Here is a 26973-nt window from a genome sequence, read left to right on the forward strand (position 1 = left end):
CACGACCACCTCGTGCAGTCGGCGATCGTGGCCGGCGCCGTGCGGCGGGCCTATCTGAAAGGCCTGGGCGAGGCGCGCGGCTGCGAGCCGCCGGCCACGCCCTCCCACGTCAACGCCGGGCGTCCGGTGATGCAGGACGAATCCGTGCTGCGCGAGGCGGGGCGGCTGAAGCCTAACTTCCCGATCCACCTAGGCGACCGCGCATCTCAGCCCGGAACGCCGCAAACCGCCCCTCAGTGACCGCTTGGCGCATGGCCGCCATCAGCGCCTGGTAGAAGGCCAGATTGTGCCAGGACAGCAGCACTTGTCCGAGAATTTCCTGCGCCTTCACAAGGTGATGCAGGTACGCCCTCGTGTAGTCTCGGCTGGCCGGGCAGGCGCTGTCGGCGTCGAGCGGCGTCGCGTCCTCGGCAAAGCGGGCGTTCTTCAGGTTGACGACGCCGTCCCAGGTGAAGGCCTGGCCGTGGCGGCCTGAGCGGGTGGGCAGCACGCAGTCGAACATGTCCACCCCGCGCGCCACCGCCTCGACCAGGTCGATCGGCTTGCCGACCCCCATCAGGTAGCGGGGCCGATCCGCGGGCAGGAGGTCCACCGCCTCGTCCAGCACCCCGCACATGGCCTCGTGCCCCTCCCCCACCGCCAGGCCGCCGATGGCGTAGCCGTCGAAGCCAGTCTCCTGCAGGCGCTCGGAGGACTCGCGCCGCAGGTCGAGGAAGGTCGAGCCCTGCTGGATGCCGAACAGCGCCTGGCGCTCGCGATCGCCGAACGCCGCCTTGCAGCGCGCGCCCCAGCGGGCCGAGAGCCGCAGCGCCTCTGCGGCCCGCGCCGGTTCCGCCGGCCAGGCGACGCACTCGTCGAGCTGCATGACGATGTCCGACCCCAGCAGGTCGGCCTGGATCTCCACCGCGCGCTCGGGCGTCAGCGCATGGCGGGAGCCGTCGATGTGGCTCTGGAAGGCCACCCCCTCCTCGGTCACCCTGGCGATCTTCGAAAGCGACATGACCTGGAAGCCGCCGGAATCGGTGAGGATCGGCTTCGCCCAGCGCATGAACCGGTGCAGGCCGCCCAGCCGCGCCACCCGCTCGGCCGTGGGCCGCAGCATCAGGTGGTAGGTGTTGCCCAAGAGGATGTCGGCGCCGCTCGCCGCCACCTGGTCGACCGTCAGCGCCTTCACCGTCGCCGCCGTCCCCACCGGCATGAAGGCCGGTGTGCGGATCTCGCCGCGCGCCGTCTGCAGCGCCCCCGTGCGGGCCTGGCCGTCCCGGGCGTCGATGCGGAAGGGAAACGCCGTCATCGGGCCCGCCACAGCAGACTGGCGTCGCCGTAGGAATAGAAGCGGTAGCCCGCGGCGATGGCGTGGGCGTAGGCGGCGCGCATCTCGGCCAGGCCCGCGAAGGCGCTGACCAGCATGAACAGCGTCGACCTGGGCAGGTGGAAATTGGTCATCAATCCGTCAGCGGCGCGGAACCGGTAGCCCGGGGTGATGAAGATCGCCGTCTCGCCATCGAACGGCCGCATCGTCCCGTCCTCGCCGGCCGCCGATTCCAGGAGGCGCAGGGAGGTGGTGCCGACGCAGACGACGCGTCCGCCGGCCGCCCGCGTGCGGTTCACCGCCTGGGCGGCCGCCGCGCTCACCTCGCCCCGTTCGGGGTGCATGCGGTGCGCCTCCACCGTCTCGGTCTTCACCGGCAGGAAGGTGCCGGCGCCCACGTGCAGGGTGACATAGGCCGTCCCGACGCCGGCGGCCGCCAGCCTGTCCAGCAGCTGCGGCGTGAAGTGCAGGCCCGCCGTCGGCGCCGCCACCGAGCCGTCGGCCTGGGCGTAGACGGTCTGGTAGTCGGTGCGGTCGCGCTCGTCCTCGGGCCGCAGCGCGGCGATATAGGGCGGCAGCGGCATCGCGCCCCGTTCGGCGATCGCCGCGTCGAGGTCCGGGCCCGCAAGGTCGAAGGCCAAGGTCACCTCGCCGCCCTCCCCCTTCGCCTCGACAGTGGCGTTCAGCGCGCCCAGCAGGCAGGCCCGGTCGCCGGTTTCGCCGAGCGCCACCCGGTCGCCGGGCGCCAGCCGCTTGCCCGGCCGCATGAAGGCGGTCCACAGGTGTGGCGCCAGCCTGCGGTGCAGGGTGGCCTCGACGGCGACGCTGGCCTCGTCGCGCCAGCGCCGGCCCTTCAGCCGCGCGGCGATCACCCGGGTGTCGTTCATCACCAGCAGGTCGCCGGCGCGAAGCCGGCCCGGCAGGTCGCTGACCCGCAGGTCGTGCAGCGGCCGGCCGGGGACGACCACCAGCATCCGGGCCGCATCCCGCGGCGCGGCCGGACGCAGGGCGATGCGCCCCTCGGGCAAATCGAAGTCGAAATCGGCAAGCTGCATGAACAGCGGGTCAAGCGCATGCATGGCCTGGCGCGTCAAGCGGGCCGCCATGCTAGAGCTGGGCGCGAATGCGGTTCGTCGTCATCCTCTTCTCCAGCCTGGTCGCGAGCGCCGCGCTGGGCATGGGTTTCCTCTGCGCCGCGGGCGCGGTCCTCGCCTGGGGCGGGCGCGCCGACGGGCGACTGGACATCCTCGCCCACTTCGCCCCCTTCTGGTTCGCGGGCGGCCTGGCGGCGACGGTCACGGCGCTCTGCTTGCGGCCGCCGTCGATCAAGGCGGCGCTGCTGATCCCGGGCGTGGTGGCCATGGTCGCGGCGGGCGGGCTGATCGTCCCCGAGCTCATCCGCCGCATGAGCCCGCGCGTGGCGCCCGACGCGCCGCACCAGATCAAGCTCATCCAGTTCAACACCTGGAACCGCAACGTCGATCCGGAAGGCACCGCCCGCTGGATCGTGGGGGAGGATCCCGACATCGTGGTGATCGAGGAGGCCCAGCCACCGGTGCTCGACGCCATCCGGCGCCTGAAGCGCTACCAGCAGTCGGGGTCGCGCAGCTCCGTGGTGATCCTTTCCAAGGCGCCGCAGGCGAGCAATGTCCTGCCCCGGCCACGGGGCCGCGGCCCGCATGCGGTGCTGGCGCTGGCCACCTTCGCGACGGCCGACGGGGGGTTCACCGTGGTGGGCGTCCACTACGCCTGGCCGACCCTGGTGCGGATGCAGGCCGCCCAGGCCGCGGATCTCGCCAGGGTGCTGGACGGCTTCGACCACTCGCGGCTGATCGTGGCCGGCGACTTCAACTCGACGCCCTGGTCCTTCGCCCGGCGGCGGGACGACGCCCGCTTCGGCCTGGAGCGGCGCACCCGGGCGCTGTTCTCCTGGCCCGCCCGCAATTCCACCGGCCACCGCCTGCTGGTGGTGGCGCCTTTCCTGCCGATCGACCACGTCTACGCCGGGCCCGCCTGGCGCACCGTCAGCGTCAGGCGCGGGCCGAAGCTGGGCTCGGACCATTATCCGGTGGTCGTGAGGCTGGCCTTGGCCCCATGAGCTTCCCCCGGGCGATCAGGTTTCGAGCGCGCGCTCCGCGGCTTCCAGCGCCGCGCTCAGCTTGTCGCGCCGGCCCGCCGTGCGGCGTCGGCGCCTCGCCGCCTCGGCCTCCAGCTCGCGCCGCGCCTGGTCGAACGCCGTCTCGGCCTCGGCGTGCGCCGCCTCCAGGGCCGCCAGCCTGGCCCTCAGCTCCGCCGCCTTGCGCAACGCCGCCTTCGACGGTCCCTCGGGCTTCGGCGGTGGCTTCAGCCTGGCGAGCGCCGCCCGCGAGCCGGCCGGCCGGCGCAGCACTTCGCCGGGCCGCGCCCTGGCCTCGGCGGCCAGCTTCGGGTCGTCGGTCTCGTGCGCCAGGCCTTCCCTGAAAAGGTCCTGCCGCACGCCCCAGGCGGCCAGCGCCTTCGGCCGCGAGCTGGCCGCCACCACGAAGTCGGTGAGGCCGTCCGAGGTGACGAAGACCTTCAGCCTGCCCGCCATGCCGGCTCCTCGGCTCAGCGAGGCCAGCGCCCGGGTCGCCCGGGCCTTGGCCTCATGCGTCCGCCGCGACCTTCATCGAGACGATCTTGCCGGGCTCCCGCGGCGGCTCGCCCTTGGGCAGGGCGTCCACCTGCTCCATCCCCTCGGTCACCTCGCCCCAGACGGTGTACTGGCCGTCGAGGAAGCTGGCGTTGTCGAAGCAGATGAAGAACTGGCTGTTGGCCGAATTCGGGCTCGACGAGCGGGCCATGGAGCAGACCCCGCGGATGTGCGGCGCCTTGGAGAACTCCGCCGGCAGGTTGGGCTTGCTGGAGCCGCCCATGCCGCTGCCGGTGGGATCGCCGCCCTGGGCCATGAAGCCCGGGATCACCCGATGGAAGACGACGCCGTCGTAGAAGCCTTCGCGCGCCAGCTCCTTGATCCGCGCCACGTGGCCGGGCGCGAGGTCGGGACGCAGCCGGATGGTCACCGGGCCGCCCTCCAGGGTCAGGATCAGGGTGTTCTCGGGGTCGTTGGCCATCACTTCACCTCTACTGGGATTTCAACATCGCACGGGGTGAAGTCGGCGCTCTTCGCCATACGCACCCACTCGATCTCGGACTTGAACCACGCGCTCCTGGGGTCGACCACCCGCACCTGCGGCCGCTCCGCCGCCGGCATGTCGGAGAGCAGGCGGACCTTCTCCATGCGGTCCTGCGGCTCGGCCACCGGCTCGCCGGTCTTGATCGCCCGCACCACGTCCTGGCCGGCGAGCACCCGGCCCCAGGCGGTATAGCGCCTCTCGAGCGAAGGATAGCCGGCGCGCATCAGAAAAAACTGGCTGTTGCCGGAGGCCGGGTCGTTGTCGCGAGCCATGGCCGCGACGCCCGGGCAGTAGAGGCCCCAGGCCGAGACCTTGCCGTCGGCGGTCATCGGCATCAGCATCGAGCTCTGGCTCATCACCGGCATCGACTTGATGAAGCCGGTCTCGGCCACCCCCTGGTCGGAGGCCAGCACCATGCCGGTGTCAGGCCCGCGGCGGAAGGTGAACTCCGCCGCCAGGTTCGGCTTCGCCGAGCCGCCGACGCCGGTGTTCTGCGGGTCGCCGGTCTGGTCCATGAAATTCTCGATCACGCGGAAGAAGGTCAGGCGGTCGTAGAAGTTCTCGTGCGCCAGGTCGCGGATGCGCTGGACATGGTTGGGCGCGATCTCGGGGATCAGCTCGACGATGACCCGGCCCTTGTTGGTGTCGATCACCAGGATGTCCTGCGGGTCGGGCGTGCGCCAGTCGGAGGGGCCCGGCGGACCAGGCTTCACAGGCGCGGGCGGGGCCGGCTTTGCGGCGGGCGGCGGCGTGGCGCGGGCCGGGCGCGGAGCGGCGTCGGCGGAGCCTGTGGCGGCCGCCAGGGCGGCGGCGAGGAGCGCGGGTCTGAAGAACATCGCGGTCAACCGTAACGGCGGCCTGGCGTGACCGCCAGCCTGTCCGCGGCAGCCGGCGTCAAGAGCCGCCCACCTTGCCGGCCAGCCGCACGGTGACCCGCGGGCTCACGAAGCGGGAGACGTCGCCGCCCAGCTGGGCGATCACCTTGACCAGGCTGGAGGAGATCGCCTGGTGCCGCGGGTCGGCCATCAGGAACACCGTCTCGATGTTGCGGTCGAGCTGCTGGTTCATGGCCGTCATCTGGAACTCGTACTCGAAGTCGGCCACCGCCCGCAGGCCGCGGATGATCATCGAGGCGCCGACCTCGCGGGCGTAGTGGATCAGCAGGCCGTCGAAGGACTGGACGACGACCTCGATCTGGCTGTTGAGGGTCGCGATCTCCTCCTGGAGGATCGCCACCCGCTCATCGAGCGAGAACAGCGGCCCCTTGCCCTCGTTGCGGGCCACGCCGATGACCAGCTTGTCCACCAGCTTGACCGCCCGGCCGATGATGTCGGTGTGGCCGTTGGTGAACGGGTCGAAAGTCCCAGGATAGAGCCCGATACGGGTCATGCGGCTTGATCCCCCAGCAGCGCCTTTCGGCTTTCGCCGGGCCCCGGCCATCTGGCAAGTCTAATCTTCACCGCCCGCCGCCGCGTCGCCCGGCGCTGCGTCGCCCGCTTCGTCGGCATCCTCGCCGGAATCGGCCAGCCGCTCCACCGAGACCACATGCTCATCGGGGGCGGTGCGGAAGATCGTCACGCCCGAGGTGTTGCGGCCCACGATGCGCACCTGGCTCACCGGCGTGCGGATCAGCTGGCCCTGGTCGGTGACCAGCAGGATCTGGTCGAACTCCTCCACCGGGAAGGAGGCGGCGAGCCGGCCGCCCTTGCGGGTGAGGTCCTGGGCCAGCAGCCCCTGCCCGCCCCGGCCGGTGCGGCGGAACTCGTAGGCCGAGGTGCGCTTGCCGAAGCCCTCGGTGGAGACGGTGAGGATGAATTCCTCCGCCGCCCCCAGCTGGGCGATGCGCTCCGGCGTCAGCGCCGTTTCGTCGACCGCCTCGTCTTCGTCGTCGGGCGCCGCGTCCTCGATCTCGTCCTCGCCGCTCACCGCGCGGCGCATGGCGTTGGAATGCTTGATGTAGGCCGCCCGCTCGGCCGGCGTGGCGTCCACCGAGCGCAGGATGGCCATGGAGATGACGCTGTCGCCATCGGCCAGGCGGACGCCGCGCACGCCGGTGGATTCACGGCCGGCGAACACCCGCACCTCCTCGGTGGCGAAGCGGATCGAGCGGCCGAGCGCGGTGGTCAGCAGGATGTCGTTCTGCGCCGCGTTGCACAGGCCGACGCCGATGATGGAATCGCCCTCGTCCAGCTTCATGGCGATCTTGCCGTTGCGGTTGATCTGCACAAAGTCGCTGAGCTTGTTGCGCCGCACGCCGCCGGAGCGGGTGGCGAACATCACGTCGAACTGGTCCCAGCTGGCCTCGTCCTCCGGCAGCGGCAGGATCGAGGTGATGCTTTCGCCAGGCTCGATGGGCAGCAGGTTGATGAACGCCTTGCCCCGCGAGGTGGGCGTGCCCACCGGCAGGCGCCAGACCTTCAGCTTGTAGACCTTGCCGCCGGAGGAGAAGAACAGCACCGGCGCGTGGGTGGAGGCGGAGAACACCCGGGTGACGGCGTCTTCCTCCTTGGTCGACATGCCCGAGCGGCCCTTCCCGCCCCGGTGCTGGGTGCGGTAGGTGGCCAGCGGGGTGCGCTTGACGTAGCCCGAGTGGGTGACGGTGATCACCATGTCCTCGCGGGCGATCAGGTCCTCGTCCTCGACGTCGGCGTCGCCGTCGACGATCTCCGTGCGGCGCGGCACGGCGAAGGCCTCCCTCACCTCGATCAGCTCGGCGCGGACGATGGCCATGATCTTCTCGCGCGAGGACAGCACATCCAGGTGGCCGGCGATGGCCCGGGCCAGGTCGCTGGCCTCCTTGAAGATCTCGTCGCGGCCGAGGCCGGTCAGGCGGGCCAGCGTCAGGGCGAGGATCGCCCGGGCCTGTTCGTCGGTCAGCCGCACGCGGTCGCCGTCCACCACCTGGGTGCGCGGGTCGGCGATCAGCGCGATCAGGGGCATCATGTCGCCCGCCGGCCAGTCCCGCGCCACCAGGCGCTCGCGCGCCTCGGCCGGGTCCTTGGACGAGCGGATGATGTGGATCACCTCGTCGATGTTGGCCACGGCGATGGCCAGGCCCACCAGCACGTGGCCGCGGTCGCGGGCCTTGCCCAGCTCGAACTTGATCCGCCGGACGACGACTTCCTCGCGGAAGGCGATGAAGGCCTCGAGGATATCGCGCAGGCCCATCTGCAGGGGCCGGCCCCGGTTCAGCGCCAGCATGTTGACGCCGAAGGAGGTCTGCAGCGGCGTGAACCGGTAGAGCTGGTTCAGCACCACCTCGCCGGAGGCGTCGCGGCGCAGCTCCACCACCACCCGCATGCCCTGGCGGTCGCTCTCGTCGCGCAGGTCGGCGACGCCCTCGATGCGCTTTTCCCGCACCAGCTCGGCGATCCGCTCCACCAGGGCGGCCTTGTTCACCTGGTAGGGGATGGCGGTGATGATGATCGCTTCGCGGTCCTTGCGGATCTCCTCCACCGCCGCCTTGCCGCGCATGATCACCGAGCCGCGGCCGGTCATCAGCGCCGCGCGGGCGCCGGTGCGGCCGATGATCTCGCCGCCTGTGGGGAAGTCGGGGGCGGGCACGATGTCCAGCAGGGCGTCGAGGCCGATCTCGGGATCGTCGACCAGGGCCACGCAGGCGTCGATGATCTCGCCCAGGTTATGCGGCGGGATATTGGTCGCCATGCCCACGGCGATGCCGCCGGCGCCGTTGACCAGCAGGTTGGGGATGCGCGACGGCAGGACCACCGGCTCGTGCTCGGAGCCGTCGTAGTTGTCCTTGAAGTCGACGGTGTCCTTGTCGAGGTCGGCCAGGATCGACATCGAGGCCTTGGTCAGCCGGCACTCGGTGTAGCGCATGGCCGCCGGCGGGTCGTTGTCCACCGAGCCGAAGTTGCCCTGGCCGTCGATCAGCAGCAGGCCCATGGAGAACGGCTGGGCCATCCGCACCAGGGTGTCGTAGATCGCCACGTCGCCGTGCGGGTGGTATTTCCCCATCACGTCGCCCACCACGCGGGCGGACTTTACATAGCTGCGGTCCGGCGTGTGGCCCTGCTCGTTCATGGAGAACAGGATGCGGCGGTGGACCGGCTTCAGGCCGTCGCGCACGTCCGGCAGCGCGCGGCTGACGATCACGCTCATGGCGTAGTCGAGGTACGACTTCTTGAGTTCATCCTCGATGGCGATCGGGGCTATGCCCCCGCGCCGGCTGTCATCGGGCGGGATAGTCGTGTCGTCGGTCAAGGGAGGATTTAGCCGTCAGAATCGAACACAGGATATGGGGGAGTCCTGTTAGCATTCTAAAGTGCCGGGCGCCAACGTTCGCACCGGCCGAGGCGGAGAAAACGACCATGAAATCCATCATCTTCACCCTGGTCGGCGCAGCCTGCGCCGCAACCGCCGCCTGGGCCGCCGACGCGCCCCCGGGCGTCGGCGTCGACCTGAAGAACGCGGCCGGCGCCAGCGTGGGCCGGGCCCAGGTCACCGAGGCGCCGAATGGGGTGCTCGTCAGGATAGAGGCCAAGGGCCTGACGCCCGGCTGGCATGGCCTGCACTTCCACGAGAAGGGCGACTGCTCGAAGGCCGACTTCACCTCGGCCGGCGGCCATGTCCACGCCAAGGCCACGATCGTGCACGGCCTGCTGAACACCGAGGCCACCGAGGCCGGCGACCTGCCGAACCTCTACGTGGGCGCCGACGGAACGGCGACGGTCGAGCTGTTCTCGACCTACGTGTCGCTGGCCGCGTCCGGGCGTCCGGCGCTGGCGGACGCGGACGGGTCGGCCATCGTCATCCACGCCAACCCGGACGACTACCGCACCCAGCCGATCGGCGGGGCCGGCGCGCGCATCGCCTGCGGCGTGATCGCCCCCAAGGGCTGAGCCGCGTCCATGACCGCAGCCTCCGCGCCGCCGCCCGACCGACGGCCGGGGAATGCGGCCAGCCTGCCGCTTACCCTGGGCGACCCGGCGCCCTGGTTCACCGCCGACACGCCCAGCCAGCCGGCGTTCACCTTCAACACGGTGGCGGGCCGGTACGTCCTGCTGGGCTTCCTGCCGCTGGACCCCGACCAGCGGCAGGCGGCGATGGTCGCGGCGGGGGCGAACCGGGCGCTGTTCGACGACGTGCGGCTATCGGCCTTCCTGGTGGCGCGCGATCCGGAGACGGCGGCCTCGGCGCGGGACAAGCGCGGCCTGCGCTGGTTCCTCGATCGTGACGGCGCGGTGAGCCGCCTCTACGGCGCCCTCGACGACCAGGGAACGGAGACGCCGTTGTGGATCCTGCTCGATCCGTCGCTGCGGGTGGCCGGCCGCGCGCCCCTGGCCGCCGCCGCCCAGGTCTTCCAGATGCTGCGCCGGTTGCCCGAGCCGGACGGCTACGCCGAGGTCCCCCTGGTGGCGCCGGTGCTGATTGCGCCGCGGATTCTCGAGCCGGAGCTTTGCGAGCGCCTGATCGCGCTCTTCGACGCCGACGGCGGGGCTTTCGGCGGCGTGATGCGCGACGGGGGCGCGCGGACCCGGGCGGTGATGGACGACTTCAAGAAGCGCCGCGACGTGACCATCGCCGATCCGCAGCTCAAGGCCGCCCTGCGCGACGCCCTGGCCCGGCGGCTGTTCCCGCAGATCCACAGGGCCTTCCAGTTCCAGGTGACCGAGATCGAGCGTTATCTGCTGGGCTGCTACGATGCGGACGACGGCGGTCTGTTCCGCGCCCACCGCGACGACACCACCCGCCAGACCGCGAACCGCAAGTTCGCCTGCTCGATCAACCTGAACGCCGGCTTCGAAGGCGGCGACCTGCGGTTTCCGGAGTATGGCCGGACGACCTGCCGGCCGCCGGTGGGCGGGGCGGTGGCGTTCTCCTGCTCGCTGCTGCACGAGGCGACGCCGGTGACCAGGGGCCGCCGCTACGCCTTCCTGCCGTTCTTCTACGACGCGGCCGGCGCCCGGACCCTGGCGGCGTATCTGAACAGTGTCGAATCCCCGCAGGCGCCCGGCTGACGGCCCGCGGGTCTGGCGCCGGCGTGCGGCTTGTGGCTAGGCTCAGCGCTGCGGGCGCGCGGGCCCGCCTGGGTCGGGGGATCCGATGGCGTTGCAGTTCGGCGAGGCCGCGCCGTGGCCCGATCTCGATACGCCGGGCAATCCACGCTTCGCCTTCAGCGTCGCCGCCGGCCGCTTCGTGCTCGTGGGCTGCGTCCCGGACGCGGAGAGCCTGGCCCTGGCCAGGGCGCAGATCGCGGCCGGGCGCGACCGGTTCGACGACATGGGGCTCTGCGCCTTCCTCATCCTGCGCGACGAGGCCTCCATCGCCGCGGCGCGGGACGAGGTTCCCGGCCTGCGCTACGCCCGCGACCGGGACGGCGGGGTCTCCCGGCAGTTCCAGTTCCTCGAACCGGACGGCGCCGGGTCCGGCTGGCTGCTGCTCGACCCCACCTTGCGGGTGATCGCGACGGCGCCGCTGGACGCGGCCGAGGGCCTGTTCCGGTCGCTGGCCGCCCTGCCCGCGCCCGACGACCACGCGGGGGTGACGATGCATGCCCCGGTGCTGATCGTCCCGCGGATCTTCGAGCCCGCCGTCTGCCGCCAGCTGATCGCCCTCTACGACCGCGTGGGCGGGACGGTGTCCGGCGTGATGCGCGAGGTCGACGGGCGGACCGTCGGCATGGTGGACGACTTCAAAAGCCGCCGCGACGCCGACATCGAGGACCAGGCCTTGCGCAGGGAGCTCCGCGCGCGGATCGCCCGGCGGCTGCTGCCGGAGGTCGAAAAGGCCCTGCAGTTCAAGGCGACGCGGATGGAGCGCTACATCGTCGCCCGCTACGACGCCGAGGAGGGCGGCTACTTCCGCCCGCACCGCGACAACACCACCAAGGGCACGGTCCACCGGCGGTTCGCCGTGTCGATCAACCTCGACGCCGAGGCGTTCGAGGGCGGCGACCTGAGGTTCCCCGAGTTCGGCCGGCGCACCTACCGGCCGCCGACCGGCGGGGCGGTGGTGTTTTCCTGCTCGCTGCTGCACGAGGCCACGCCGGTGACCAGGGGGCGACGCTACGCCTTCCTGCCGTTCCTCTACGACGAGGAGGGCGCCAGGGTGCGGGAGGCGAACCTGAGGTTCATCGACGACGCGGTCCCGCCGCCGGCTGGCGTTCAGGCCTAGTTCACGGCTGGCTGCGCAGTCTCGCCCGATGAACGCCGCCCTCCCCTTCGCCCTGGTCCTGGCTGCCTGCGCCGGCGCTGCGGCCGCCGCCGAAACCATCCAGCCCGGCTACTGGGAATCCACCAACCGCGTCCTGTCGCCGATCCGGACCACGTCCACGGAGAGGCGCTGCATCACGCCGGCGGACGTGGAGAAGTTCATGATGGGCCCCTCCAACCGCCACTATGCCTGCACCTATCCGACCCGCGCGTTCGAGGACGGCAAGATCCTCCTGAAGGGGACTTGCGTCAGCAAGAAGGGCCAGCAGGTGGCGCTGTCCGGGGAAGGCGCCTACACGCCCACCAGCTTCACCCTGACGGCGGACGTGGCGACCGAGATCCTGGGCATCCCGATCGCCGGCAAGGTGCGCACCGAATCGCACCGCATCGCCGACGCCTGCCCGCCGCCCGAGGCCGCGCCCGAGAAGTGAGGCGGTAGGGCCCGCGGGCGACTTTCCTTCCCCGTCCCGCAGAGGACGGGGATGAAAGGGATCGCCCTAGAACGGGATCTCGTCGTCCAGGTCGGCGGAGAACTCCTCGCGCGGGCCGGAGCGCTGGGTCTTCGGGCCGGAGGCGGAGGAGAAGCCGCCGGAATAGCCGCCTTCCTCGCGGTCGGCGCCCCCGCCCTCGCCCTTGCCGTCGAGCATGGTGAGCTCGCCGCGGAACTTCTGCAGCACGACCTCGGTGGAGAACTTCTCCACGCCGGACTGGTCGGTCCACTTCCGGGTCTGGATCGCCCCCTCCAGATAGACCTTGGAGCCCTTGCGCAGGTAGCTCTCGGCCACCTTCACCAGGTTGTCGTTGAAGATCACCACCCGGTGCCACTCGGTGCGCTCCTTGCGCTCGCCCGAGCCGCGGTCGCGCCAGGTCTCGGAGGTGGCGATGCGCAGGTTGGCGACGCGGTCGCCGGAGTTGAGGGTGCGGATCTCGGGATCGGCCCCGAGGTTGCCGATGAGGATGACCTTGTTGACGCTGCCCGCCATGTCGAATTTCCCTGGTTTCCGTAGATGCGGGCGCTGGGCCCGCCGGCACGCTAGCGCGCCGGCCGCGGCGGATCAATAAGATGTTCTTCTTCCGTTCCAATCCGCCCACAGGCAAGTTCGTCCCCGGGGCGGATTCGCCGCGGCTATTGCGTCGGCATGGCGCTGGGGATCGCGAGCCGCCCGTCGCCGGTGCGCACCAGGGCCAGGTAGCGGTGCTCCTCCAGGGAGGGGGCGGTGAACACCCCTTCCCTCTGGATGAAGATGAAATTGCCCTGGTAGGCCCCGTAGATGTCCTGGTTGCTGCCGCCGAGCCGCAGGAACTTGATGCGCATCGCCTCCAGGTTGGCGGCGCAGGACTCCAGGCTGGGTACGTTCTCCACCAGCCGGTTGTAGCGCAGGGACTTGCCGTCCTTCAGCGGCGCGACGTGGTAGCAGACGCCCACGTCGCCGGGCGGCAGGGTGCGCTTGGCGCACCCTGCGAGCGCGGCGGCCGCCGCGAGGGCTAGGACCAGGGCCGGTCGGCGCATGAGGGTCTCCTGAGATCTAGCCGATAGCCGGAATGGCGCAGCCGGCGGCCTGTTCCACCAGAAGCCGGAAGCTGTGGTTGTCGCCCGAGACCTCCACCTTGCCCGGCGCCAGGCGCAGGGTCTGCTGCATCCAGCGGCCGTAGGTGGCGCCGTCGGGACGTTCGCAACGGCCGGCGAACAGGGTCTGGACGCAGGCGTTGAGGGTCAGGTCCTGGGGCAGCCTGCGCCACTCGCCGTCCGCGTAGCGCCAGCAGGCGCCAGCAGGCGTGGGCGTGCCGGAGGAGGTGGACGCCGGCGTGGCGGAGGCGGCGGGCGCGGCGGCGGCGGGGGCCGGCGCGGTGGCGGCCCCCGCCGGCGGCAGGGGCGTCAGCACCGTGCCGGCCTGGTCGGCGGCGGCGAGCTGTCCGGATTCGTCGACGCCCACGTCCAGCGCGCCGGTGGCCACGCCGTTGCGCTGGGCGCAGTCGGCCAGGGTGAGCTCGCCCACGAACTGGCCGCCAACGAAGCAGCGCAGCGGCTTGGCCGGGTCGAGCTTGCCCTCCTCCTTGCCCGTGGCGTCGATCACCAGGCCGGCCTGGGAGGCCGGGGCCGGCGGCGGCGTCTCGTTCCGGTGGCGAAGGACCAGCAGGGCGGCGATCGCCACGCCGGCCAGCAGCGCCAGCCCCGCCCCGATCAGGAGCGACAGATTGCGACGGTCGGAGATAAACGCCATCCGCCCTGGCTAGACTGCGGCGGCGGCGGTTTCAAGCTAGGTCAGGAGGAGCCGGCCGTCAGCCGGTCCAGGGCCGCCTGGTAGTTGGCGATCTGGTTGGTGAGATAGGCCGGCACGGGCCCGGACGCCGTGCTGGCGGCGGGCGTGGCGGTCTTCGGCGACGCCGCCGCCACCAGGTCCTTGTAGATGTTGCGGATCACGCCCATCGCGGTGGCGAGCTCGGCGGCGGCGTGCTTGATCTGGTCGGCGCTCGACAGGTTGATGGCGGTGTCCAGCTTCAGGCCGTAGATCTGGGCCTTGCCGTCGCCGGGCACGGTCTTGCCGTCTTGCGTCGTCGTGGCGCGAACCACGCCCGGCGACAGGCCGAGCAGCGGCAGGGCGTCCTGGCCGTCCTTGCCCGAGCCGATGGTGATGGTCGAGCGGTCGCTGGACGGCTTGATCTGCAGCCGGCGGGTCCCGTTGACGGTGACGATGTCGACCAGCACGTTGAAGCCCAGCGCCCGACGCACTTTGGTGGCCAGGGTGTCGATGGCGTCCTTGTCGTCGATGGAGACCGCGACCGGCCGGCCCCCGTCCGCGGCGACGGTGAACTGGTCGCCGGCCCGGAGCGCGCTGGCCGCGGTCAGCCGCTGCGACCCGGCCATGGTGAGCGTCCCCTGCGGCAGGCCCAAGCGGTCCAGCACGCTGGAGCCGGAGGCGTCGAAGGCGATCGCGCTGGGGACCGCCTGGCGGTCCTTGCCGGTGAAGCGGCGCGACCAGGTCGCCTGGCCCGTGCCCATGTCCAGGCCGGCGAGGAAGCCGTCCTTCACCCCCATGGGATCCAGGTTCGGCAGGTCGCTGGCGGTGGATCCGGCGATCCACACCTTGCCGCCGCCCACGGCCAGCGAAGTCGCCTTGTCGTTCCCCGATCCGCCGTAATAGGCCACCGCATCGCCGGCGCCGGGCGCCAGGTCCGCCGACAGCCGCACGGCGAAGGCGTCCGTGCCGCCGGAGAGCGCGTGGGTGATGGTTCCGCCCGCGAGCGCCGCGTTGCTGGTGGTTCCGGCCACCACCACCTGGCCGCCGTCCAGCGCCAGGCCGGCGATATCGCCGCCCTGCAGGTCGCCGAGGTCGCGGGTGGCGGTCAGCACCGGCGCCGCGCCCGAGACGTCGTAGCGCCGCAACACGGCGTGGCCGTCCTCCGTGCCGGCGACCACCATGGAGGTCCCGTCCATCACCAGGCCCGCGGGCCTGTCGTCGCCCGTCGTGCCGAAGGACTGGGCGAACAGGGTCTGGACCTTGCCCTTCGGGTCGGCCTTGAAGGCCTCCGTGTAGCTGTCCCAGCCGCCGATCGTGGTGGTTCCCGGGACGGCCGACTTCGACCGGCCGGCCACGTAGACGGTCCCGTCCGCGCCGAAGGCCACCTGGCTCGCCTCGTCGTCGAGGCGGGCGCCGCGCCGCTCGGTCCAGACTTCCTGGCCGTCCTTGTCGTAGAGGGTGACGAAGCTGTCGCTGGCCGCAGCGTTGGTTCCGGTCGGGCCGGAGTTGGTCGGCCCGGTCTGCGCCCCGATCAGGCCGCCGGTCAGCGAGCCGGCCACGGCCACCTGCCCGTCCGCCGAGACCGCCAGGCCCAGGCCGCTGGCCTCGTCGGAGGCGCCGAGGGTGCGGGTATAGAGAAGCTTGCCTGCCGAATCGTACTTCATCAGGGCTACGTCCTGGCCGCCCTTGATCGCCTGGTCGCCGGTCTTGGCTGTGATGTCGGCCAGCATGTAGACCGAGCCGTCCGGACCGATCTTGGTGGCGCGGACCGTCTTGACCTCCGGCCCCAGGGCCTCGGAAAACACCCGCCCGTCGACCCAGTTGGCGGCGCCGGCCGGCTTGGGCGCGGCGTCGACGGCCGTGGTGTCGGTCTGGAACTTGAGCAGCTCGCGGCTGGTGACGCCGTCGTCGGTGAGCGGGTTCTTGTCCGGATTCGGATCGCCGACGGACTGCGCCAGGTAGACGGCGCCGGCGGTGGCCGGGGCGGAGAAGCTGAGCGTCTCGATGGAATCGACCTTGACCTTCAGCGCCCACTGGTCGGCGCCGGGCGACAGGGTGACGGTCTTGCCGCCGACCGTCGTGGTCGTGGGGACCGCCGGCGTCCGCTGGGTCGCCAGGCGGGAGGCGATGCCGGCGTCCTGCAGCTTGCCGTTCACGTAGTTGATGACGTTGCCGAGGGTGCGCGGCAGCACGCCCAGGTCCGCCAGGTTGATGTTGACCGTCTTGGTGTTGTTTCCGCTCTTGGCGGAGATGGTGAACTGGACGGCGCCCTGGAAGGCCGGGACCTCGGTGCTCGAAGATCCGGAGACCAGCGGGCCGGTGACATATTCGGTCTGGGTGCGCGCCACGCCCAGCGTGGTCTTGGCGCTGATGGAGACGTCGCCCTGCGCCAGGCGGACGTTGTCGAGCTTGGCCGCGGCGACATAGGCCGAGACCTCGCTCATGCCCTTGGTGAAGGCCTGGCCGAGCTGGCGCAGGTCCTGGGCGGTGGTTCCCTTGGCCTGGGCCTTGTCGGCCATGGCGGACAGGGTTCCGAGGCCCTGGTAGAGGGCGAACAGCTTCTTGTAGTCGGTGCTGGCGCCCGCGAGGTCGAGCTTGGCGGCGTTCTCGTCGATCAGGCTGTGGCCGGCCAGCGCGCTGCGGATCGCCGCCGAGGTCTGGTCCGCCGTCGGCGTGGGCGTCGACTGCCAGGGCGCGGTCGGCGCCACCTGCTTCGCCGGCGCAGCCGTGCTCGCCGAGCCGGTCACCGGGACCCCGGCGCGGTTCTGGTAGTACGCGAGCAGGAGGCTGCTGTCGAAGCTGATGGTCATCGCACCGGTCCACGGACGCAGGTCCGCAATCCGATCATGGGGAAACAAGCCTGACGGTGGGTTAAGGCCACGATGAAAAGGCGATCGAGGCGGCTAGCAAAGTCCGTTCAGGCTGACCCGCGACCCGCTCATCCCGGTGAAGGCGATGAGCGGGTCGTGGGAGGGATCCGATCTGAGCGATTCGGGAGGTCCGCGGCGCTTACTTGAAGAGCTGCAGGATCACCTGCGGCGCCTGGTTGGCGATCGAAAGCGCCTGGGCGCCGAGCTGCTGCTGGACCTGCAGGGCCTGCAGGCGCGCGCTTTCCTTGGCGAGGTCGGCGTCAACCAGGTTGCCGACCCCGGCGGTCAGCACGTCGGTCAGCTTGGAGACGAAGACGTTGTGGTTCTCGAGCTGCTTGGCCTGGGACCCCATGTCGCCCAGGGCCTGGTTGACGTTGGTGATCGAGGTGTTGAGCGCGGTCATGGCCGTGGTGGCCAGCGTCACGGTGCCGATCGACGAGAGGGCGGTGAGCGTGATGATGCCGCCGCCTAGCGTCATGTTCTTGCTGGAGAGTGTGATGTAGGAGTTGGCGTCGGCGTTGGCCAGGAACTTGATGCCGCCGGTGATGCTGTTGTCCAGGACGTTGGCGCCGTCGAAGGCGGAGTTCTGGATGACCTGGGTGATCTGGCGCAGGATCGACTTGTAGTCGGAGTTCACCGCCGTGCGGGAGGACGCGTCCAGCGACGGATCCTGGGCGGTGACCACCTTCTCCTTGAGCTGCACGAGGAGGTCGGAGACCGAATTGCCGGCGGTCATGGCGACCTCGGCGATGGACTTGGCGCGGTCCAGGCTCATCTTCACGGCGCCCAGCGCTCCGATGTCGGCCCGTTGCCCCTGGGCGATCGACCAGACGGCGGCGTTGTCCTTGGCGTTGGAGATGGCCAGACCGGTGTTGATCCGGTTCTGCACCCCCGTCAGTTCGTCATTGGTCTTGTTGAGGTTCTGCAGGGCGGTCAGCGCCGAAGCGTTTGTGTGGACGCCGATCGTCATGTCTCTGGATCTCCTTGACCCGGTCCCGGAGCATTGGCTCGCGGGCGCCCCGCCGCATGCGGCAGAGTTACGGAATCATGGTGTCCAGATGGTTAACGGCGCCCATGGCCGCGCCCGCCGCCGGCCGTGCGGCCGGAGCGGATCGAGGCGCCTCGACGCCGCGATGCGGGCCCGCAGATCAGGCCTTGGCGTTCAGCAGCGCGCCGGCGGCGTAGGCCGCGTCGTCCCTGAGCTGGAGCAGCTGCTTCTGCGGAAACTGCGCCACCACCTCGCCGGTCACCCGGTTGACGGTCTTGTAGATGTAGGAGCCAGGCGTCTCGCCTTCCTCGATCACCAGACGCAGATCGGCCTCGTTCTGCGCCGGATCGATGGGTTGGCGCCCGGTTCTGGCTGCATCCGACGGTGCGGGACGCAGGGGGACGCCGAAGCTGGCGTCGGGCGTGGCAGAGATTGTCGCCACGGGAACCTCTCCTTTTGCTGGGGGCCGCCCGCGTGGGCGGGAGCCGGTGAAGGACCTCTGCGGCGAGGAGGTCGGAGCCCCTTCGCAGCGGAGCGGCCGGACCCGCGCCTTGCGGCGCGGATCCGGTTACTTTGCTTAGCGGAAGAGGCTGAGCAGGCTCGAAGAAGACTGGTTGGCGATCGAGAGCGCCTGGATCCCCAGTTGCTGCTTGGTTTGCAGCGCTTGGAGACGGGCGCTTTCCTTCGCCAGGTCCGCGTCGACCAGGTTGCCGACACCGGCGTCCAGGCTGTCCTGCAGCTTGCCGATGAAGGTCAGGTGCGAGCCCAACGACTTCGAACCGGTGCCCAGCTTGGACAGGGCGGTCGAAACGTTGCTGATCGCCGTCGTCACGGTGGCGATCATCGCCGTGGCGATGGTCTGGGTGCCGATCGACGCCGTAGCGGCGATCGACGCCAGGGCGCCACCAGAAGCGCCGAGCGACAGGTCCTGGGCGGCCACGGTGATCTTCGAGGTGCCGTCCGCGTTCGCCAGCGCGTAAATCGACGTGCCGGCGTTCTTGATAAGGTTCGCCCCGTTGAAGTCGGCGTTGGAGACCGCCTTCGTGATCTGACTGACGAGCGACTTGAACTCGTCATTGTAAGCCGTCCGGCTCGCGGTATCGAGCGTATTGTCGGAAGCCGCGAGAGCCTTTTCCTTCATCTGCAGCAGCAGGTCGGAGACCGCGCCGCCGGCCGAGAGCGCGACGTCGACGGTCGATTGGCCACGCTGCAGCGAATCCTTCACCGCGTTCAGGGCGTTGGAACTGGCCCGTTGGTTCTGGGCGATCGCCCAGATGGCGCCGTTGTCCTTCGCACTGGCCACCTTCAACCCGGTGTTGATGCGGTTTTGCACCGTCATCAGGTCGTTGTTGGTTTGGTTCAGGTTCTGCAGCGCGACCATGGCGCCGACGTTCGTGTTCACGCTAGTCATATGGGTGGTCCTTTTCTCAGGTATCCGGCCGCCATTTTGGCTGGCCGAGGGCGTTTTGCCCGATGAAGACCCGAGCAAGCGCCGGGCCATCCGGACGGGCCGGAAGGCGCCCCGCAAGTCATTGGAATAACAGCGTTATAGAGCTGTTAGGCATGCTTTCGGCCGGCAGGAATTGCCTAGCAGCGAGGTGGGCGGCAGTTTTTGCCGGTCGGCCGAGCGGGGACGGGCGTGGTCCACGCCCGTCCCTCCCCCGACTCGCGCGTCATCCTCGACTGTAGCGCGGCACGCGCGGAACGCCGGCGGATCCAGGATCGCCGCGCGCTCGGAATGGACCCGAAAATCGATGGTCATGGGTGGCCGGGACACGCTCCGCCATGACGCCCCATTGAAGGGCGGCGCGCGCGAAAACGTCCGCGGCGCGGGCGCTGCGGACGTTCATGGACCTTGTCGAAAGGCGCGGCGCAGCGCGCCGGGGCGTCAGGCCGTCTCGCCGCCCAGGCCCTGCATGATCATGCGGTTGATGTCGATCAGCGGCTCGATCTCCTCCTCGCGGCGGATGACGGCGCTGGTGTGCTTGCCCACCCAGATGCTCAGCGAGATGATCGAGGCGCGGAGCGCGTCGGGCAGCTGGTTCTCAGGCGCGGCGCAGTCGGAGCCCAGCACCGTCCACAGGCGCCGGTTCCAGTCGAGCGCGTCGATGCGCCCGCGCAGGTCCGACGGGTCGAGCGCCGCGGCCGCCATCAGGGCGCGGGTGACCTGGCCGAACAGTCTGTACTCCGCCTCACGCGAAGATTCAGCTCTCGCCGTCGCCTGCTGATACGCTCGAAGGGACATTGCCCAGCCTTTCGTCTTCGTACTCGATCAGCTTCCGGCACAGCATCAGCGCCTTGTAGTATTCGTGCGCCATGCAGTGCTTGGAGATCGCCACACAGTCGGCGAGGATGCCCGGGTTGCGGACCGCCCCCATGAATTCGGTGAGCCGCCGGACGAACTCGTCATAGTACCGGCCGGCGCCGGCCTCATCGAGGTACATCATCATCAGCGGAAAATAGATGCGCCGGGCGGGCGTGTTCGCCTCGTCGGCCTGCATGATGTCCTTCTCGCGAAGCACGGACGCCTTGTTCTGAAGAACCAGAACCCCGCGCCGGTCGCCGTTCTGGACGACCGCGCCGTTGAGCACGAACTTCTCGCCCGGCTTCAGCGACAACTTGAGCGGCAAATTCTCAGGCTCCCCAACCGCTGGCGGCCACAGCCGCACCCCTAAGACACCTTCCCCTGGCCTGTCGGGCTCAGCGATCGCCGACAGGGATAATCGCCGCGAGTTAACGGGCGATTGCCGGCTGCGACACGCTGCACCCCTTAAGGCGCGGTTAAGCATGACCGGGGGAACCATGGCCCAGTCCACAGACGATTGGGAGTCGGACCATGCCGCGGCGGGGCCCCGGAAGCGAGATTTCCGCCGTGGCGCTGCAGTCCGCGGCGGTGGCGACGCCGCCGCGCTTCTCCGCGGGCGCCGCGGGCGTGGCCGGCTCCAAGGACGCGCTGGCCCGGCTGAACGAGGCGGTGGCCGAACTGCGCGCCTTCGCCATCCAGCCGATTCTGCAGCAGGCGATCTCGGCGCTGAACGCCGGCGACCACAAGGCGGGCGGCGACTGGGCGCTGAAGGCCCTGCAGCAGGACGAACGCAGCGGCCTGGCCTGGTACCTGCTGGCCTTTTCCCGCGAGAAGGCCGGGGACTTCGCCTCCTCCGTGCAGTGCTACGAATCGGCGCTCAGCCTGCTGCCGGAGCACGCCGAGGTGGCCAACGACCTGGGCCGGCTGGCCTTCCGGATGGGGATGCTCCCGCAGTCGGAGCAGCTGTTCCGCCACTTTCTGGCGCGCCACCCCGACCACGTCGAGGGGGCCAACAACCTGGCCTGCGCCGTGCGCGAGCTTGGACGGCCCGACGAGGCGGTGGAGATCCTGCGGGCCGCCATCGTGGCCAACCCCGAGGCGGCGATGCTGTGGAACGCCCTGGGCACGGTGGTGAGCGAACAGGGCGACTTCGAGACCGCCCGGATCTTCTTCGAGGAGGCGCTGCGGCTGGACGCCGGCTTCGCCAAGGCGCGCTACAACCTGGGCAACAGCCGGCTGGCGCTGGGGGATGCGGGGGGCGCGCTCGCCGACTGCGAGGCCGCCATGGCCCTGCCGGTGGGCGAGGACGAGCGGCAGATGATGCGGCTGGCGCGCTCCACCACCCTGATCGCCCTGGGGCGCATCCAGGAGGGCTGGGAGGAGTACCAGGCCCGGCTGCACCCGCAGTTCGCCGGCGTCACCCACTTCCAGGTGGACCGGCCGCAGTGGGCGCCGGGCATGGACCTGGCCGGCCGGTCGCTGCTGGTGCTGGGCGAGCAGGGGCTGGGCGACGAAGTGCTGTTCGCCAACGTGCTGGCCGACGTGGCGCAGGCGCTCGGGCCCGAAGGCAAGCTGACGCTGGCGGTGGAGAAGCGGCTGGTCGGGCTGTTCCAGCGCTCGTTCCCGGAAGCGGTGGTGGGCGAGCACGCCACCTACAGCGTCGCCGGGCGGACGGCGCGGTTCGCCCATTTCGTCGAGGACCCGCAGGCGATCGACCTGTGGGCGCCGATCGCCGACCTTTTGCGACAATATCGCACGTCGGTCGCCGCCTTCCCGGCGCGCGAGCGGTTCCTGACGCCGGATCCTGCGCGGGTGGCGCACTGGCGGCGCGTGCTGAAGCGCGCGCCCGGCGGGCGCAAGGTGGGGCTCCTCTGGAAGAGCGGGATGGTCACCAGCGCCCGCCAGCGGTTCTTCTCGCCGTTCGAGGCCTGGCGGCCGATCCTGGCGATGCCCGGCGTGAGTTTCGTCAGTCTGCAGTACGGCGACTGCTCCGTGGAGCTGGACGAGGCCCGGCGGCGGCTGGGCGTGGAGATCTGGACCCCGCCGGGGATCGACCTGAAGCAGGACCTGGACGACGTGGCCGCGCTGTGCTGCGCCGTCGACCTGGTGCTGGGCTTCTCCAACGCGACGCTCAACCTGGGCGCGGCCTGCGGAGCGCCCACCTGGCTGATCAGCACGCCGGCCGCCTGGCCCAGGCTGGGGTCCGACCGCTATCCCTGGTATCCGCAGGCCAAGGTGTTCGCGCCGGCGACCTACGGCGCCTGGGACGCGGTGATGGCGGAGATCGCCGGGGCGCTCGCCCGCTTCGTGGCCGGGCCGGAACGGTAACGGGACGGCGGGGGTTCTCCCGGGGCGGCGTGGGCCGCGCCCGGCCAGGAGACCTTCATGCCCGACATCGACCCGGACGGCGGCTTCGAAGACCAGGACCGCGCCGAGACGTTCGACGAGACCAACTACGACGACGATGACGCCGGCGAGGTCGCCGAGCTGCGGACGTTCGAGGAACTGCCCGACGTGATGGACGTCACCCAGGCGCTGGGCGACTCGGACGACGACGAGGGCCTGGCCCTGGACGCCGGCGAGTACGACCCCGACGACCTGGACCCCGACCTGCTCGAAGACGACGACGACCGGATCGCCCCGGACATGCTGGCCGCCGACGAGACCGACCTCACCGACGAGCAGCAGGCCTTCGACGACGACATCCTCGACGGCGATGACAACATCGACGGCCTGGACGAGGTCGCCGACGCGGACCTGGTGAGCGGCGGCGAGGACGACTTCACCAACTTCCAGTCCAAGGGCGTCAGCGACCCCGACCTGAAGCGGATGGGATATTCCGACGCCTCCGGCAAGGCGAAACCGGACGGCTAGACCCCGGCCGAGGCGCCGCCGGCCCGTCCCTGGGTTCCCTGGCGCTCGCCCCCGCGAAGCCGCTTGAATGTCGCGCGCCGGCCTTTAGGTTGGACGGTTGAAACAACTGTTCGACATTTTCGCGGGCCTCCCCGCCCAGGGACATTTCATGAGTCAACGTTTTCAAGGCACCGACAACTACGTCGCCACCGACGACCTGAAGGTCGCCGTGAACGCGGCCATCGCGCTGGAGCGTCCCCTGTTGATCAAGGGCGAACCCGGCACCGGCAAGACCGTGCTGGCCTACGAGATCGCCAAGGCGCTCGACGCCCCGCTGATCACCTGGCACATCAAGTCGACCACCAAGGCCCACCAGGGGCTCTACGAGTACGATGCGGTCACCCGGCTGCGCGACAGCCAGCTGGGCGAGAAGGGCGTCAAGGACGTCCGCAACTACATCAAGAAGGGCAAGCTCTGGGAGGCCTTCAAGGCGCCGAAGCGCCCGGTGCTGCTGATCGACGAGATCGACAAGGCCGACATCGAGTTCCCGAACGACCTCCTGCAGGAGCTCGACCGGATGGAGTTCTACGTCTACGAGACCGACGAGACGATCAAGGCGGATATCCGCCCGATCGTGCTGATCACCTCCAACAACGAGAAGGAGCTGCCGGACGCCTTCCTGCGCCGCTGCTTCTTCCACTACATCCGCTTCCCGGAAGTCGAGACGATGAACGAGATCGTCGAGGTGCACTATCCGGGCATCAAGCAGAAGCTGGTCGCCGAGGCGCTGCGCATCTTCTACGACATGCGTAAGGTGCCGGGCCTGAAGAAGAAGCCGTCGACGTCGGAGCTGCTGGACTGGCTGAAGCTGCTGATGGTCGAGGACATCGGCGAGGAGGCCCTGCGCGAGAAGGACCCCACCAAGCTGATCCCGCCGCTGCACGGGGCGCTCCTGAAGAACGAGCAGGACGTGCACCTGTTCGAGCGCCTGGCCTTCCTGGCCCGCCGCGAAGGCCAGAACGCGCGTCCGGGGACGAAGTAGCGGCCTGACCCCTCTCCCTGCTTGCGGGGAGAGGCTGGGTGAGGGGCCGCGCCGCGGCGCGGTGGCGTCGAAGACGCCATGCTCCGGATGCAAGTCCATGGGGGATTGCGGCGCAGGCTGTGCGCAAACCCCGCCTGTCAGTAGCCCGGCGGTCCTGCGTCCGCTCAACGGCAGACAGCCTTTGACCGTTTTCGCGCCCATGGAAAACATCAGCACGTCAAATGGTTCTCGTAGCGGAGGCGTTCGCTGATTGACTTCGCCAGCGTAAACAATAGATACTTCGCTACATGGCGAAGCATCAAACATCGGGCATGGACCGTACGTTTTGGGCGCTGGCCGATCCCACCCGGCGGGGCGTCCTGCAGCGCCTGATGGACGAACCCGGGCTTTCGGTCAGCGAGCTCGCGCGGCCTTTTTCGCTAAAGCTTCCCGGGATGACGAAGCATCTGGACGTCCTGTCCGATGCCGGATTGATCACGCGGACCAAGACCGGCCGCACCGTGGCGGTGAACCTCTCGGCCGCGCCGATGCGGGAGGCAATGGCGTGGCTCAACCGGTATGAACGCTTCTGGGCGGTAAGCCTGGATCGACTTGCTGTGCTCGTTGAAGGGGATGGAGGGCAATGACCGACCGCCTCCCGAGCGTGACCATCGTACGCCGGATCAAGGCCGCGCCCGCCAAGGTCTGGGCGGCGATCACGCAGCCGGAGCTGATGATGCAGTGGTGGGGTCCCGATGCGGGGCCGACCCTCAGCGTGGTGGCTGACGTGCGTCCGGGCGGCCGCTTCAACGTCGTGTTCCGGCTGCTCGACGGCGACGAGCACAACCCGACCGGGATCTATCAAGAGGTGGTTCCCGAAAAGACGCTCGTCTTCACCTGGAACTTGCCCGGGACGCCTGAACGAGAGTCGCTGGTGACGTTCCGGCTTGAGCCGTTCGACGGCGGAACCGTGCTGACCCTGACCCACGAGCACCTGCCCGACGAAGAGGCCCGCACAAGTCACGAGGAAGGCTGGAACGGCCTCCTCGACAAGCTTCCCGTCTTCCTTGGAGATTGCGCATGAGCGACATAATCCTCACCACCTTCGATTGGGTTCCCGAAATGCCGCGCGGCTATGTGCGCGACCTGCGGGTGCGCTGGGCGCTGGAAGAGGCCGCGTTGGCCTATCGGGTCGAGAGCACGCCGTTTCGAGATCGGGGCCCCGGCCATTTCGCGCACCAACCCTTCGGCCAGGCGCCATGGCTGACCGATGGAGACCTCTCGATCTTCGAGAGCGGCGCGATCCTGCTCCACCTCGGCGAGCTGAGCGACAAGCTGATGCCCGCGGATCGGCGCGGCCGCAGCGACGCCAAGGAATGGCTGTTCGCAGCGCTCGCTTCTGTCGAGGCCGCGAGCCAGCCCTGGTCCTTCTTCATGTTCTCGGGTGACGCCGACGAAACGCCAATGCGAAAGTTTTTTGACTCCTTCCTTGAGGCCCGGCTCAAGCACATGGAAACGGTCCTGGACGGAAGCGAATGGCTGGTCGGGACCTTCTCCGTAGCCGACATTCTCATGGCGGATGTGCTGCGCCTCGTCGATCGGTTCGATGGGCTCGCACAATTCCCTGCTTGCCGCGCCTACGTCGCGCGCGCCACGGCCCGACCGGCCTTCGTGAAGGCATACGACGACCAGATGGCCCACTTTGCTGCGGCAGATGCAGCTTGATACATGCGCCACCGAATACCTCGCCGCTTCTGTTGCACCGAAGGTGAAGGGTGTCTGCAGCCCAGCCTGGGCGGAGACGCCCCCCTCACCCAACCTTTCTCCCGGATTCCGGGGGCGAGGGGTTGCTACCGCGCCGGCTGCACCTCGACGACCTTGTAGGTCAGCGGCCGGCCGTCCTCGTCGGTGACGGTGACGTATTCGCCGACCGCGAAGCGGTGCTCGCCCAGGCGGTGGACCGGCTCGTCGTCGACGGTGTCGCTATCGTCGTAGTCGAAGAACCAGCGCGAGCCCCTGCGGGCCAGGCGGCCATCGACGGCGTCCTCGTCGGGCGCGAAGCGGCGCACGGTGCAGGCGTCGCGGGACTTGGCGTAGACCGCCTCGTCCAGGCGCCCTTCCGGCGTCAGGGGCGCCGTCAGCGCGTAGCCGCGGTGATCGTCCCCGCCCGCGAACTCGGTGCCGGGATTGCGGGCAAGCCGCATGACGATGCGCGACAGGGGCATGGCTTCCACCTCGTGGTCAGTGTGACAGGAACAGCGACGGCCGCTCGGAGTTGAGGAACGTCCGGGTGGCGCCGCCGAAGATGAACTCCTGCAGGCGCGGGTGGCCGAAGGCGCCGGCGACCAGGATCTCGGCCCCCGCCGCTTCCGCGGCCTTCAGCAGCGCCGGCGCCGCGTCGCCCGGCTCGGAGAGCACCTGCACCCCGGCGTCCACGCCGCGGGCGGCGCAATAGGCCTGCAGCCGGGCCGGATCGAAGCCGCGCGAGGAGGCCTTGAGCGCGGCCAGGATCACCACCCGCGAGGCCTTCTCCAGCAGCGGCATCGCCAGGCGTGCGGCGCGGGAGGCCTCCTTGCCGCCGTCCCAGGCCACGGCCACCGTGCCGCCGACCTTCAGGCCCTCGCGGGCGATCAGCACCGGCCGCTGCTCGTCGGCCACCATCTGCTGGAACGCCTCGGCCAGGGGCCCGCGGCCGCGGGCCGGGTCGTTGGTGAACACCACCACGTCGCAGAGCCGGCTTTCGGCGGAAAGCCCCGCCCATACCGGGGTCTGCAAGGACATGAACTGCTTCTTGCCGTAGCCGCAGGCCGCGAAGGCCGCCCGGGCCTTGGCCTCGCCGACGGCGGCGGCCTCCTTCAGCGATTCCAGCGCCGTGGCCTGCACCCCGCCCAGGAAGCCCTCGCCCATCCAGGGCAGGACGTCGGCCACGTCGGCCGGGGCGTAGACCCCCGCCAGCTCCGCGCCGAAGGGTTCGGCCAGCATCGCGCCCGCCGCCACCGTGGCCTTGTCGGCCTCGCCGCCCGACAGCGGCGTCATGATTCGCGCCCAACTCAT

Annotated in this window: 29 protein-coding genes and 1 pseudogene; 12 read left to right on the top strand and 18 right to left on the bottom strand. The window is 70.1% G+C overall.

From position 1 onward, the window contains the following. A pseudogene (locus VGL30_RS11790) lies at positions 1-240 on the top strand (hypothetical protein); the annotation flags it as partial. On the opposite strand, the gene tgt reads toward VGL30_RS11790, so the two are convergent. Further along, positions 173-1294 (bottom strand): tRNA guanosine(34) transglycosylase Tgt, encoded by a 1122-nt coding sequence (gene tgt, locus VGL30_RS11795; RefSeq protein WP_331540157.1) that lies wholly within the window; start codon positions 1292-1294, stop codon positions 173-175. The pseudogene VGL30_RS11790 and the gene tgt sit on opposite strands and share 68 nt — an antisense overlap. Beyond that, the gene (queA, locus tag VGL30_RS11800; RefSeq protein ID WP_331540240.1) at positions 1291-2367 is read right to left on the bottom strand and encodes a tRNA preQ1(34) S-adenosylmethionine ribosyltransferase-isomerase QueA; all 1077 of its coding nucleotides are present in this window, start codon (positions 2365-2367) and stop codon (positions 1291-1293) included. The genes tgt and queA overlap by 4 nt, the downstream gene beginning before the upstream one ends. Positions 2368-2435: 68 nt before the next feature. Between queA and VGL30_RS11805 the strand changes: the two genes are divergently transcribed. Further along, on the top strand, positions 2436-3410 hold the full coding sequence (locus VGL30_RS11805; protein WP_331540159.1) for an endonuclease/exonuclease/phosphatase family protein: 975 nt from the start codon (positions 2436-2438) through the stop codon (positions 3408-3410). Positions 3411-3425: 15 nt separating this feature from the next. Here the strand turns inward: VGL30_RS11805 and VGL30_RS11810 are convergent, their stop codons facing one another. The 5 genes from VGL30_RS11810 to gyrA are packed head-to-tail and all read right to left on the bottom strand — an operon-like array spanning position 3426 to position 8691. Next, a complete protein-coding gene (locus tag VGL30_RS11810) occupies positions 3426-3884 on the bottom strand; it encodes a hypothetical protein (RefSeq protein WP_331540161.1) in 459 nt (152 codons plus the stop codon). Between the two features lie 52 nt (positions 3885-3936). After that, positions 3937-4404 carry a peptidylprolyl isomerase gene (locus VGL30_RS11815; RefSeq protein ID WP_331540163.1) on the bottom strand — a complete coding sequence of 156 codons (468 nt, stop codon included), beginning with the start codon at positions 4402-4404 and terminating at the stop codon, positions 3937-3939. Beyond that, positions 4404-5303 carry a peptidylprolyl isomerase gene (locus tag VGL30_RS11820; RefSeq protein WP_331540165.1) on the bottom strand — a complete coding sequence of 300 codons (900 nt, stop codon included), beginning with the start codon at positions 5301-5303 and terminating at the stop codon, positions 4404-4406. Before VGL30_RS11820 ends, VGL30_RS11815 begins: the two co-directional genes overlap by 1 nt. A gap of 58 nt (positions 5304-5361) precedes the next feature. Then, complete coding sequence (gene coaD / locus VGL30_RS11825; protein ID WP_331540167.1) at positions 5362-5856, bottom strand: pantetheine-phosphate adenylyltransferase; 495 nt, start codon at positions 5854-5856, stop codon at positions 5362-5364. A gap of 60 nt (positions 5857-5916) precedes the next feature. Beyond that, positions 5917-8691 (bottom strand): DNA gyrase subunit A, encoded by a 2775-nt coding sequence (gene gyrA / locus VGL30_RS11830; RefSeq protein ID WP_331540169.1) that lies wholly within the window; start codon positions 8689-8691, stop codon positions 5917-5919. Between the two features lie 107 nt (positions 8692-8798). Between gyrA and sodC the strand changes: the two genes are divergently transcribed. The 4 genes from sodC to VGL30_RS11850 all read left to right on the top strand — a co-directional run bounded on the left by sodC (position 8799) and on the right by VGL30_RS11850 (position 12073). Further along, complete coding sequence (sodC, locus tag VGL30_RS11835; RefSeq protein ID WP_331540171.1) at positions 8799-9329, top strand: superoxide dismutase[Cu-Zn]; 531 nt, start codon at positions 8799-8801, stop codon at positions 9327-9329. 9 nt (positions 9330-9338) lie between these two features. After that, positions 9339-10448: a 2OG-Fe(II) oxygenase gene (locus tag VGL30_RS11840; protein WP_331540173.1), complete on the top strand. Its 1110-nt coding sequence runs from the start codon at positions 9339-9341 to the stop codon at positions 10446-10448. 85 nt (positions 10449-10533) lie between these two features. Then, positions 10534-11604: a 2OG-Fe(II) oxygenase family protein gene (locus tag VGL30_RS11845; RefSeq protein WP_331540175.1), complete on the top strand. Its 1071-nt coding sequence runs from the start codon at positions 10534-10536 to the stop codon at positions 11602-11604. Positions 11605-11632: 28 nt separating this feature from the next. Next, positions 11633-12073, top strand: coding sequence for a DUF3617 domain-containing protein (locus VGL30_RS11850; RefSeq protein ID WP_331540177.1), 441 nt, complete (start codon positions 11633-11635; stop codon positions 12071-12073). Between the two features lie 66 nt (positions 12074-12139). Here the strand turns inward: VGL30_RS11850 and ssb are convergent, their stop codons facing one another. From ssb to flbT, 9 genes are all read right to left on the bottom strand, one after another. Then, positions 12140-12625, bottom strand: a complete 486-nt coding sequence (ssb, locus tag VGL30_RS11855) for a single-stranded DNA-binding protein (protein ID WP_331540179.1) — start codon at positions 12623-12625, stop codon at positions 12140-12142. Positions 12626-12768: 143 nt separating this feature from the next. Continuing rightward, positions 12769-13152: a hypothetical protein gene (locus VGL30_RS11860; protein ID WP_331540181.1), complete on the bottom strand. Its 384-nt coding sequence runs from the start codon at positions 13150-13152 to the stop codon at positions 12769-12771. A gap of 16 nt (positions 13153-13168) precedes the next feature. Continuing rightward, positions 13169-13864, bottom strand: a complete 696-nt coding sequence (locus VGL30_RS11865; protein WP_331540183.1) for a hypothetical protein — start codon at positions 13862-13864, stop codon at positions 13169-13171. A gap of 41 nt (positions 13865-13905) precedes the next feature. Continuing rightward, a complete protein-coding gene (locus VGL30_RS11870; protein ID WP_331540185.1) occupies positions 13906-16692 on the bottom strand; it encodes a hypothetical protein in 2787 nt (928 codons plus the stop codon). 199 nt (positions 16693-16891) lie between these two features. After that, entirely contained in the window at positions 16892-17722 is an 831-nt protein-coding gene (locus VGL30_RS11875; protein ID WP_331540187.1) for a flagellin, read from the bottom strand. A gap of 178 nt (positions 17723-17900) precedes the next feature. Continuing rightward, positions 17901-18182, bottom strand: coding sequence for a hypothetical protein (locus VGL30_RS11880; RefSeq protein WP_331540189.1), 282 nt, complete (start codon positions 18180-18182; stop codon positions 17901-17903). A 135-nt stretch (positions 18183-18317) separates the two neighbouring features. Continuing rightward, complete coding sequence (locus VGL30_RS11885; RefSeq protein ID WP_331540191.1) at positions 18318-19151, bottom strand: flagellin; 834 nt, start codon at positions 19149-19151, stop codon at positions 18318-18320. 477 nt (positions 19152-19628) lie between these two features. After that, positions 19629-19985 carry a flagellar biosynthesis regulator FlaF gene (flaF, locus tag VGL30_RS11890; protein ID WP_331540193.1) on the bottom strand — a complete coding sequence of 119 codons (357 nt, stop codon included), beginning with the start codon at positions 19983-19985 and terminating at the stop codon, positions 19629-19631. Beyond that, complete coding sequence (gene flbT, locus VGL30_RS11895; protein ID WP_331540195.1) at positions 19945-20370, bottom strand: flagellar biosynthesis repressor FlbT; 426 nt, start codon at positions 20368-20370, stop codon at positions 19945-19947. The genes flaF and flbT overlap by 41 nt, the downstream gene beginning before the upstream one ends. 242 nt (positions 20371-20612) lie before the next feature. Between flbT and VGL30_RS11900 the strand changes: the two genes are divergently transcribed. The 6 genes from VGL30_RS11900 (at position 20613) to VGL30_RS11925 (ending at position 25644) form a co-directional block, all read left to right on the top strand. Continuing rightward, entirely contained in the window at positions 20613-22373 is a 1761-nt protein-coding gene (locus VGL30_RS11900) for a tetratricopeptide repeat protein (protein ID WP_331540197.1), read from the top strand. A gap of 57 nt (positions 22374-22430) precedes the next feature. Next, positions 22431-22919 carry a hypothetical protein gene (locus tag VGL30_RS11905; RefSeq protein WP_331540199.1) on the top strand — a complete coding sequence of 163 codons (489 nt, stop codon included), beginning with the start codon at positions 22431-22433 and terminating at the stop codon, positions 22917-22919. Positions 22920-23067: 148 nt separating this feature from the next. After that, entirely contained in the window at positions 23068-23940 is an 873-nt protein-coding gene (locus VGL30_RS11910; RefSeq protein ID WP_331540201.1) for a MoxR family ATPase, read from the top strand. Positions 23941-24227: 287 nt separating this feature from the next. After that, positions 24228-24566 carry a metalloregulator ArsR/SmtB family transcription factor gene (locus VGL30_RS11915; protein ID WP_331540203.1) on the top strand — a complete coding sequence of 113 codons (339 nt, stop codon included), beginning with the start codon at positions 24228-24230 and terminating at the stop codon, positions 24564-24566. Next, positions 24563-25003, top strand: coding sequence for an SRPBCC domain-containing protein (locus VGL30_RS11920; RefSeq protein WP_331540205.1), 441 nt, complete (start codon positions 24563-24565; stop codon positions 25001-25003). The genes VGL30_RS11915 and VGL30_RS11920 overlap by 4 nt, the downstream gene beginning before the upstream one ends. Further along, positions 25000-25644: a glutathione S-transferase family protein gene (locus VGL30_RS11925; RefSeq protein WP_331540207.1), complete on the top strand. Its 645-nt coding sequence runs from the start codon at positions 25000-25002 to the stop codon at positions 25642-25644. Before VGL30_RS11920 ends, VGL30_RS11925 begins: the two co-directional genes overlap by 4 nt. A 125-nt stretch (positions 25645-25769) precedes the next feature. Here the strand turns inward: VGL30_RS11925 and VGL30_RS11930 are convergent, their stop codons facing one another. After that, positions 25770-26144, bottom strand: coding sequence for a hypothetical protein (locus VGL30_RS11930; protein ID WP_331540209.1), 375 nt, complete (start codon positions 26142-26144; stop codon positions 25770-25772). Positions 26145-26160: 16 nt separating this feature from the next. Continuing rightward, the gene (locus VGL30_RS11935) at positions 26161-26973 is read right to left on the bottom strand and encodes a universal stress protein (protein ID WP_331540211.1); all 813 of its coding nucleotides are present in this window, start codon (positions 26971-26973) and stop codon (positions 26161-26163) included.

Source organism: Phenylobacterium sp., assembly GCF_036502675.1.
Taxonomy (GTDB): Bacteria; Pseudomonadota; Alphaproteobacteria; order Caulobacterales; family Caulobacteraceae; genus Phenylobacterium.

What these genes read in the sequence shown, in the direction of transcription:
- VGL30_RS11810 (WP_331540161.1), bottom strand. Translation starts at nt 3,884, where the DNA reads ATGGCGGGCAGGCTGAAGGTCTTCGTCACCTCGGACGGCCTCACCGAC.
- VGL30_RS11845 (WP_331540175.1), top strand. Translation starts at nt 10,534, where the DNA reads ATGGCGTTGCAGTTCGGCGAGGCCGCGCCGTGGCCCGATCTCGATACG.
- VGL30_RS11920 (WP_331540205.1), top strand. Translation starts at nt 24,563, where the DNA reads ATGACCGACCGCCTCCCGAGCGTGACCATCGTACGCCGGATCAAGGCC.
- VGL30_RS11875 (WP_331540187.1), bottom strand. Translation starts at nt 17,722, where the DNA reads ATGACGATCGGCGTCCACACAAACGCTTCGGCGCTGACCGCCCTGCAG.
- VGL30_RS11905 (WP_331540199.1), top strand. Translation starts at nt 22,431, where the DNA reads ATGCCCGACATCGACCCGGACGGCGGCTTCGAAGACCAGGACCGCGCC.
- VGL30_RS11860 (WP_331540181.1), bottom strand. Translation starts at nt 13,152, where the DNA reads ATGCGCCGACCGGCCCTGGTCCTAGCCCTCGCGGCGGCCGCCGCGCTC.
- coaD (WP_331540167.1), bottom strand. Translation starts at nt 5,856, where the DNA reads ATGACCCGTATCGGGCTCTATCCTGGGACTTTCGACCCGTTCACCAAC.
- VGL30_RS11885 (WP_331540191.1), bottom strand. Translation starts at nt 19,151, where the DNA reads ATGACTAGCGTGAACACGAACGTCGGCGCCATGGTCGCGCTGCAGAAC.
- VGL30_RS11815 (WP_331540163.1), bottom strand. Translation starts at nt 4,404, where the DNA reads ATGGCCAACGACCCCGAGAACACCCTGATCCTGACCCTGGAGGGCGGC.
- flaF (WP_331540193.1), bottom strand. Translation starts at nt 19,985, where the DNA reads ATGTCCCTTCGAGCGTATCAGCAGGCGACGGCGAGAGCTGAATCTTCG.
- tgt (WP_331540157.1), bottom strand. Translation starts at nt 1,294, where the DNA reads ATGACGGCGTTTCCCTTCCGCATCGACGCCCGGGACGGCCAGGCCCGC.
- ssb (WP_331540179.1), bottom strand. Translation starts at nt 12,625, where the DNA reads ATGGCGGGCAGCGTCAACAAGGTCATCCTCATCGGCAACCTCGGGGCC.
- VGL30_RS11805 (WP_331540159.1), top strand. Translation starts at nt 2,436, where the DNA reads ATGCGGTTCGTCGTCATCCTCTTCTCCAGCCTGGTCGCGAGCGCCGCG.
- VGL30_RS11915 (WP_331540203.1), top strand. Translation starts at nt 24,228, where the DNA reads ATGGCGAAGCATCAAACATCGGGCATGGACCGTACGTTTTGGGCGCTG.
- VGL30_RS11820 (WP_331540165.1), bottom strand. Translation starts at nt 5,303, where the DNA reads ATGTTCTTCAGACCCGCGCTCCTCGCCGCCGCCCTGGCGGCCGCCACA.
- VGL30_RS11840 (WP_331540173.1), top strand. Translation starts at nt 9,339, where the DNA reads ATGACCGCAGCCTCCGCGCCGCCGCCCGACCGACGGCCGGGGAATGCG.
- VGL30_RS11870 (WP_331540185.1), bottom strand. Translation starts at nt 16,692, where the DNA reads ATGACCATCAGCTTCGACAGCAGCCTCCTGCTCGCGTACTACCAGAAC.
- queA (WP_331540240.1), bottom strand. Translation starts at nt 2,367, where the DNA reads ATGCAGCTTGCCGATTTCGACTTCGATTTGCCCGAGGGGCGCATCGCC.
- VGL30_RS11910 (WP_331540201.1), top strand. Translation starts at nt 23,068, where the DNA reads ATGAGTCAACGTTTTCAAGGCACCGACAACTACGTCGCCACCGACGAC.
- VGL30_RS11850 (WP_331540177.1), top strand. Translation starts at nt 11,633, where the DNA reads ATGAACGCCGCCCTCCCCTTCGCCCTGGTCCTGGCTGCCTGCGCCGGC.
- sodC (WP_331540171.1), top strand. Translation starts at nt 8,799, where the DNA reads ATGAAATCCATCATCTTCACCCTGGTCGGCGCAGCCTGCGCCGCAACC.
- VGL30_RS11925 (WP_331540207.1), top strand. Translation starts at nt 25,000, where the DNA reads ATGAGCGACATAATCCTCACCACCTTCGATTGGGTTCCCGAAATGCCG.
- VGL30_RS11930 (WP_331540209.1), bottom strand. Translation starts at nt 26,144, where the DNA reads ATGCCCCTGTCGCGCATCGTCATGCGGCTTGCCCGCAATCCCGGCACC.
- VGL30_RS11935 (WP_331540211.1), bottom strand. Translation starts at nt 26,973, where the DNA reads ATGAGTTGGGCGCGAATCATGACGCCGCTGTCGGGCGGCGAGGCCGAC.
- VGL30_RS11865 (WP_331540183.1), bottom strand. Translation starts at nt 13,864, where the DNA reads ATGGCGTTTATCTCCGACCGTCGCAATCTGTCGCTCCTGATCGGGGCG.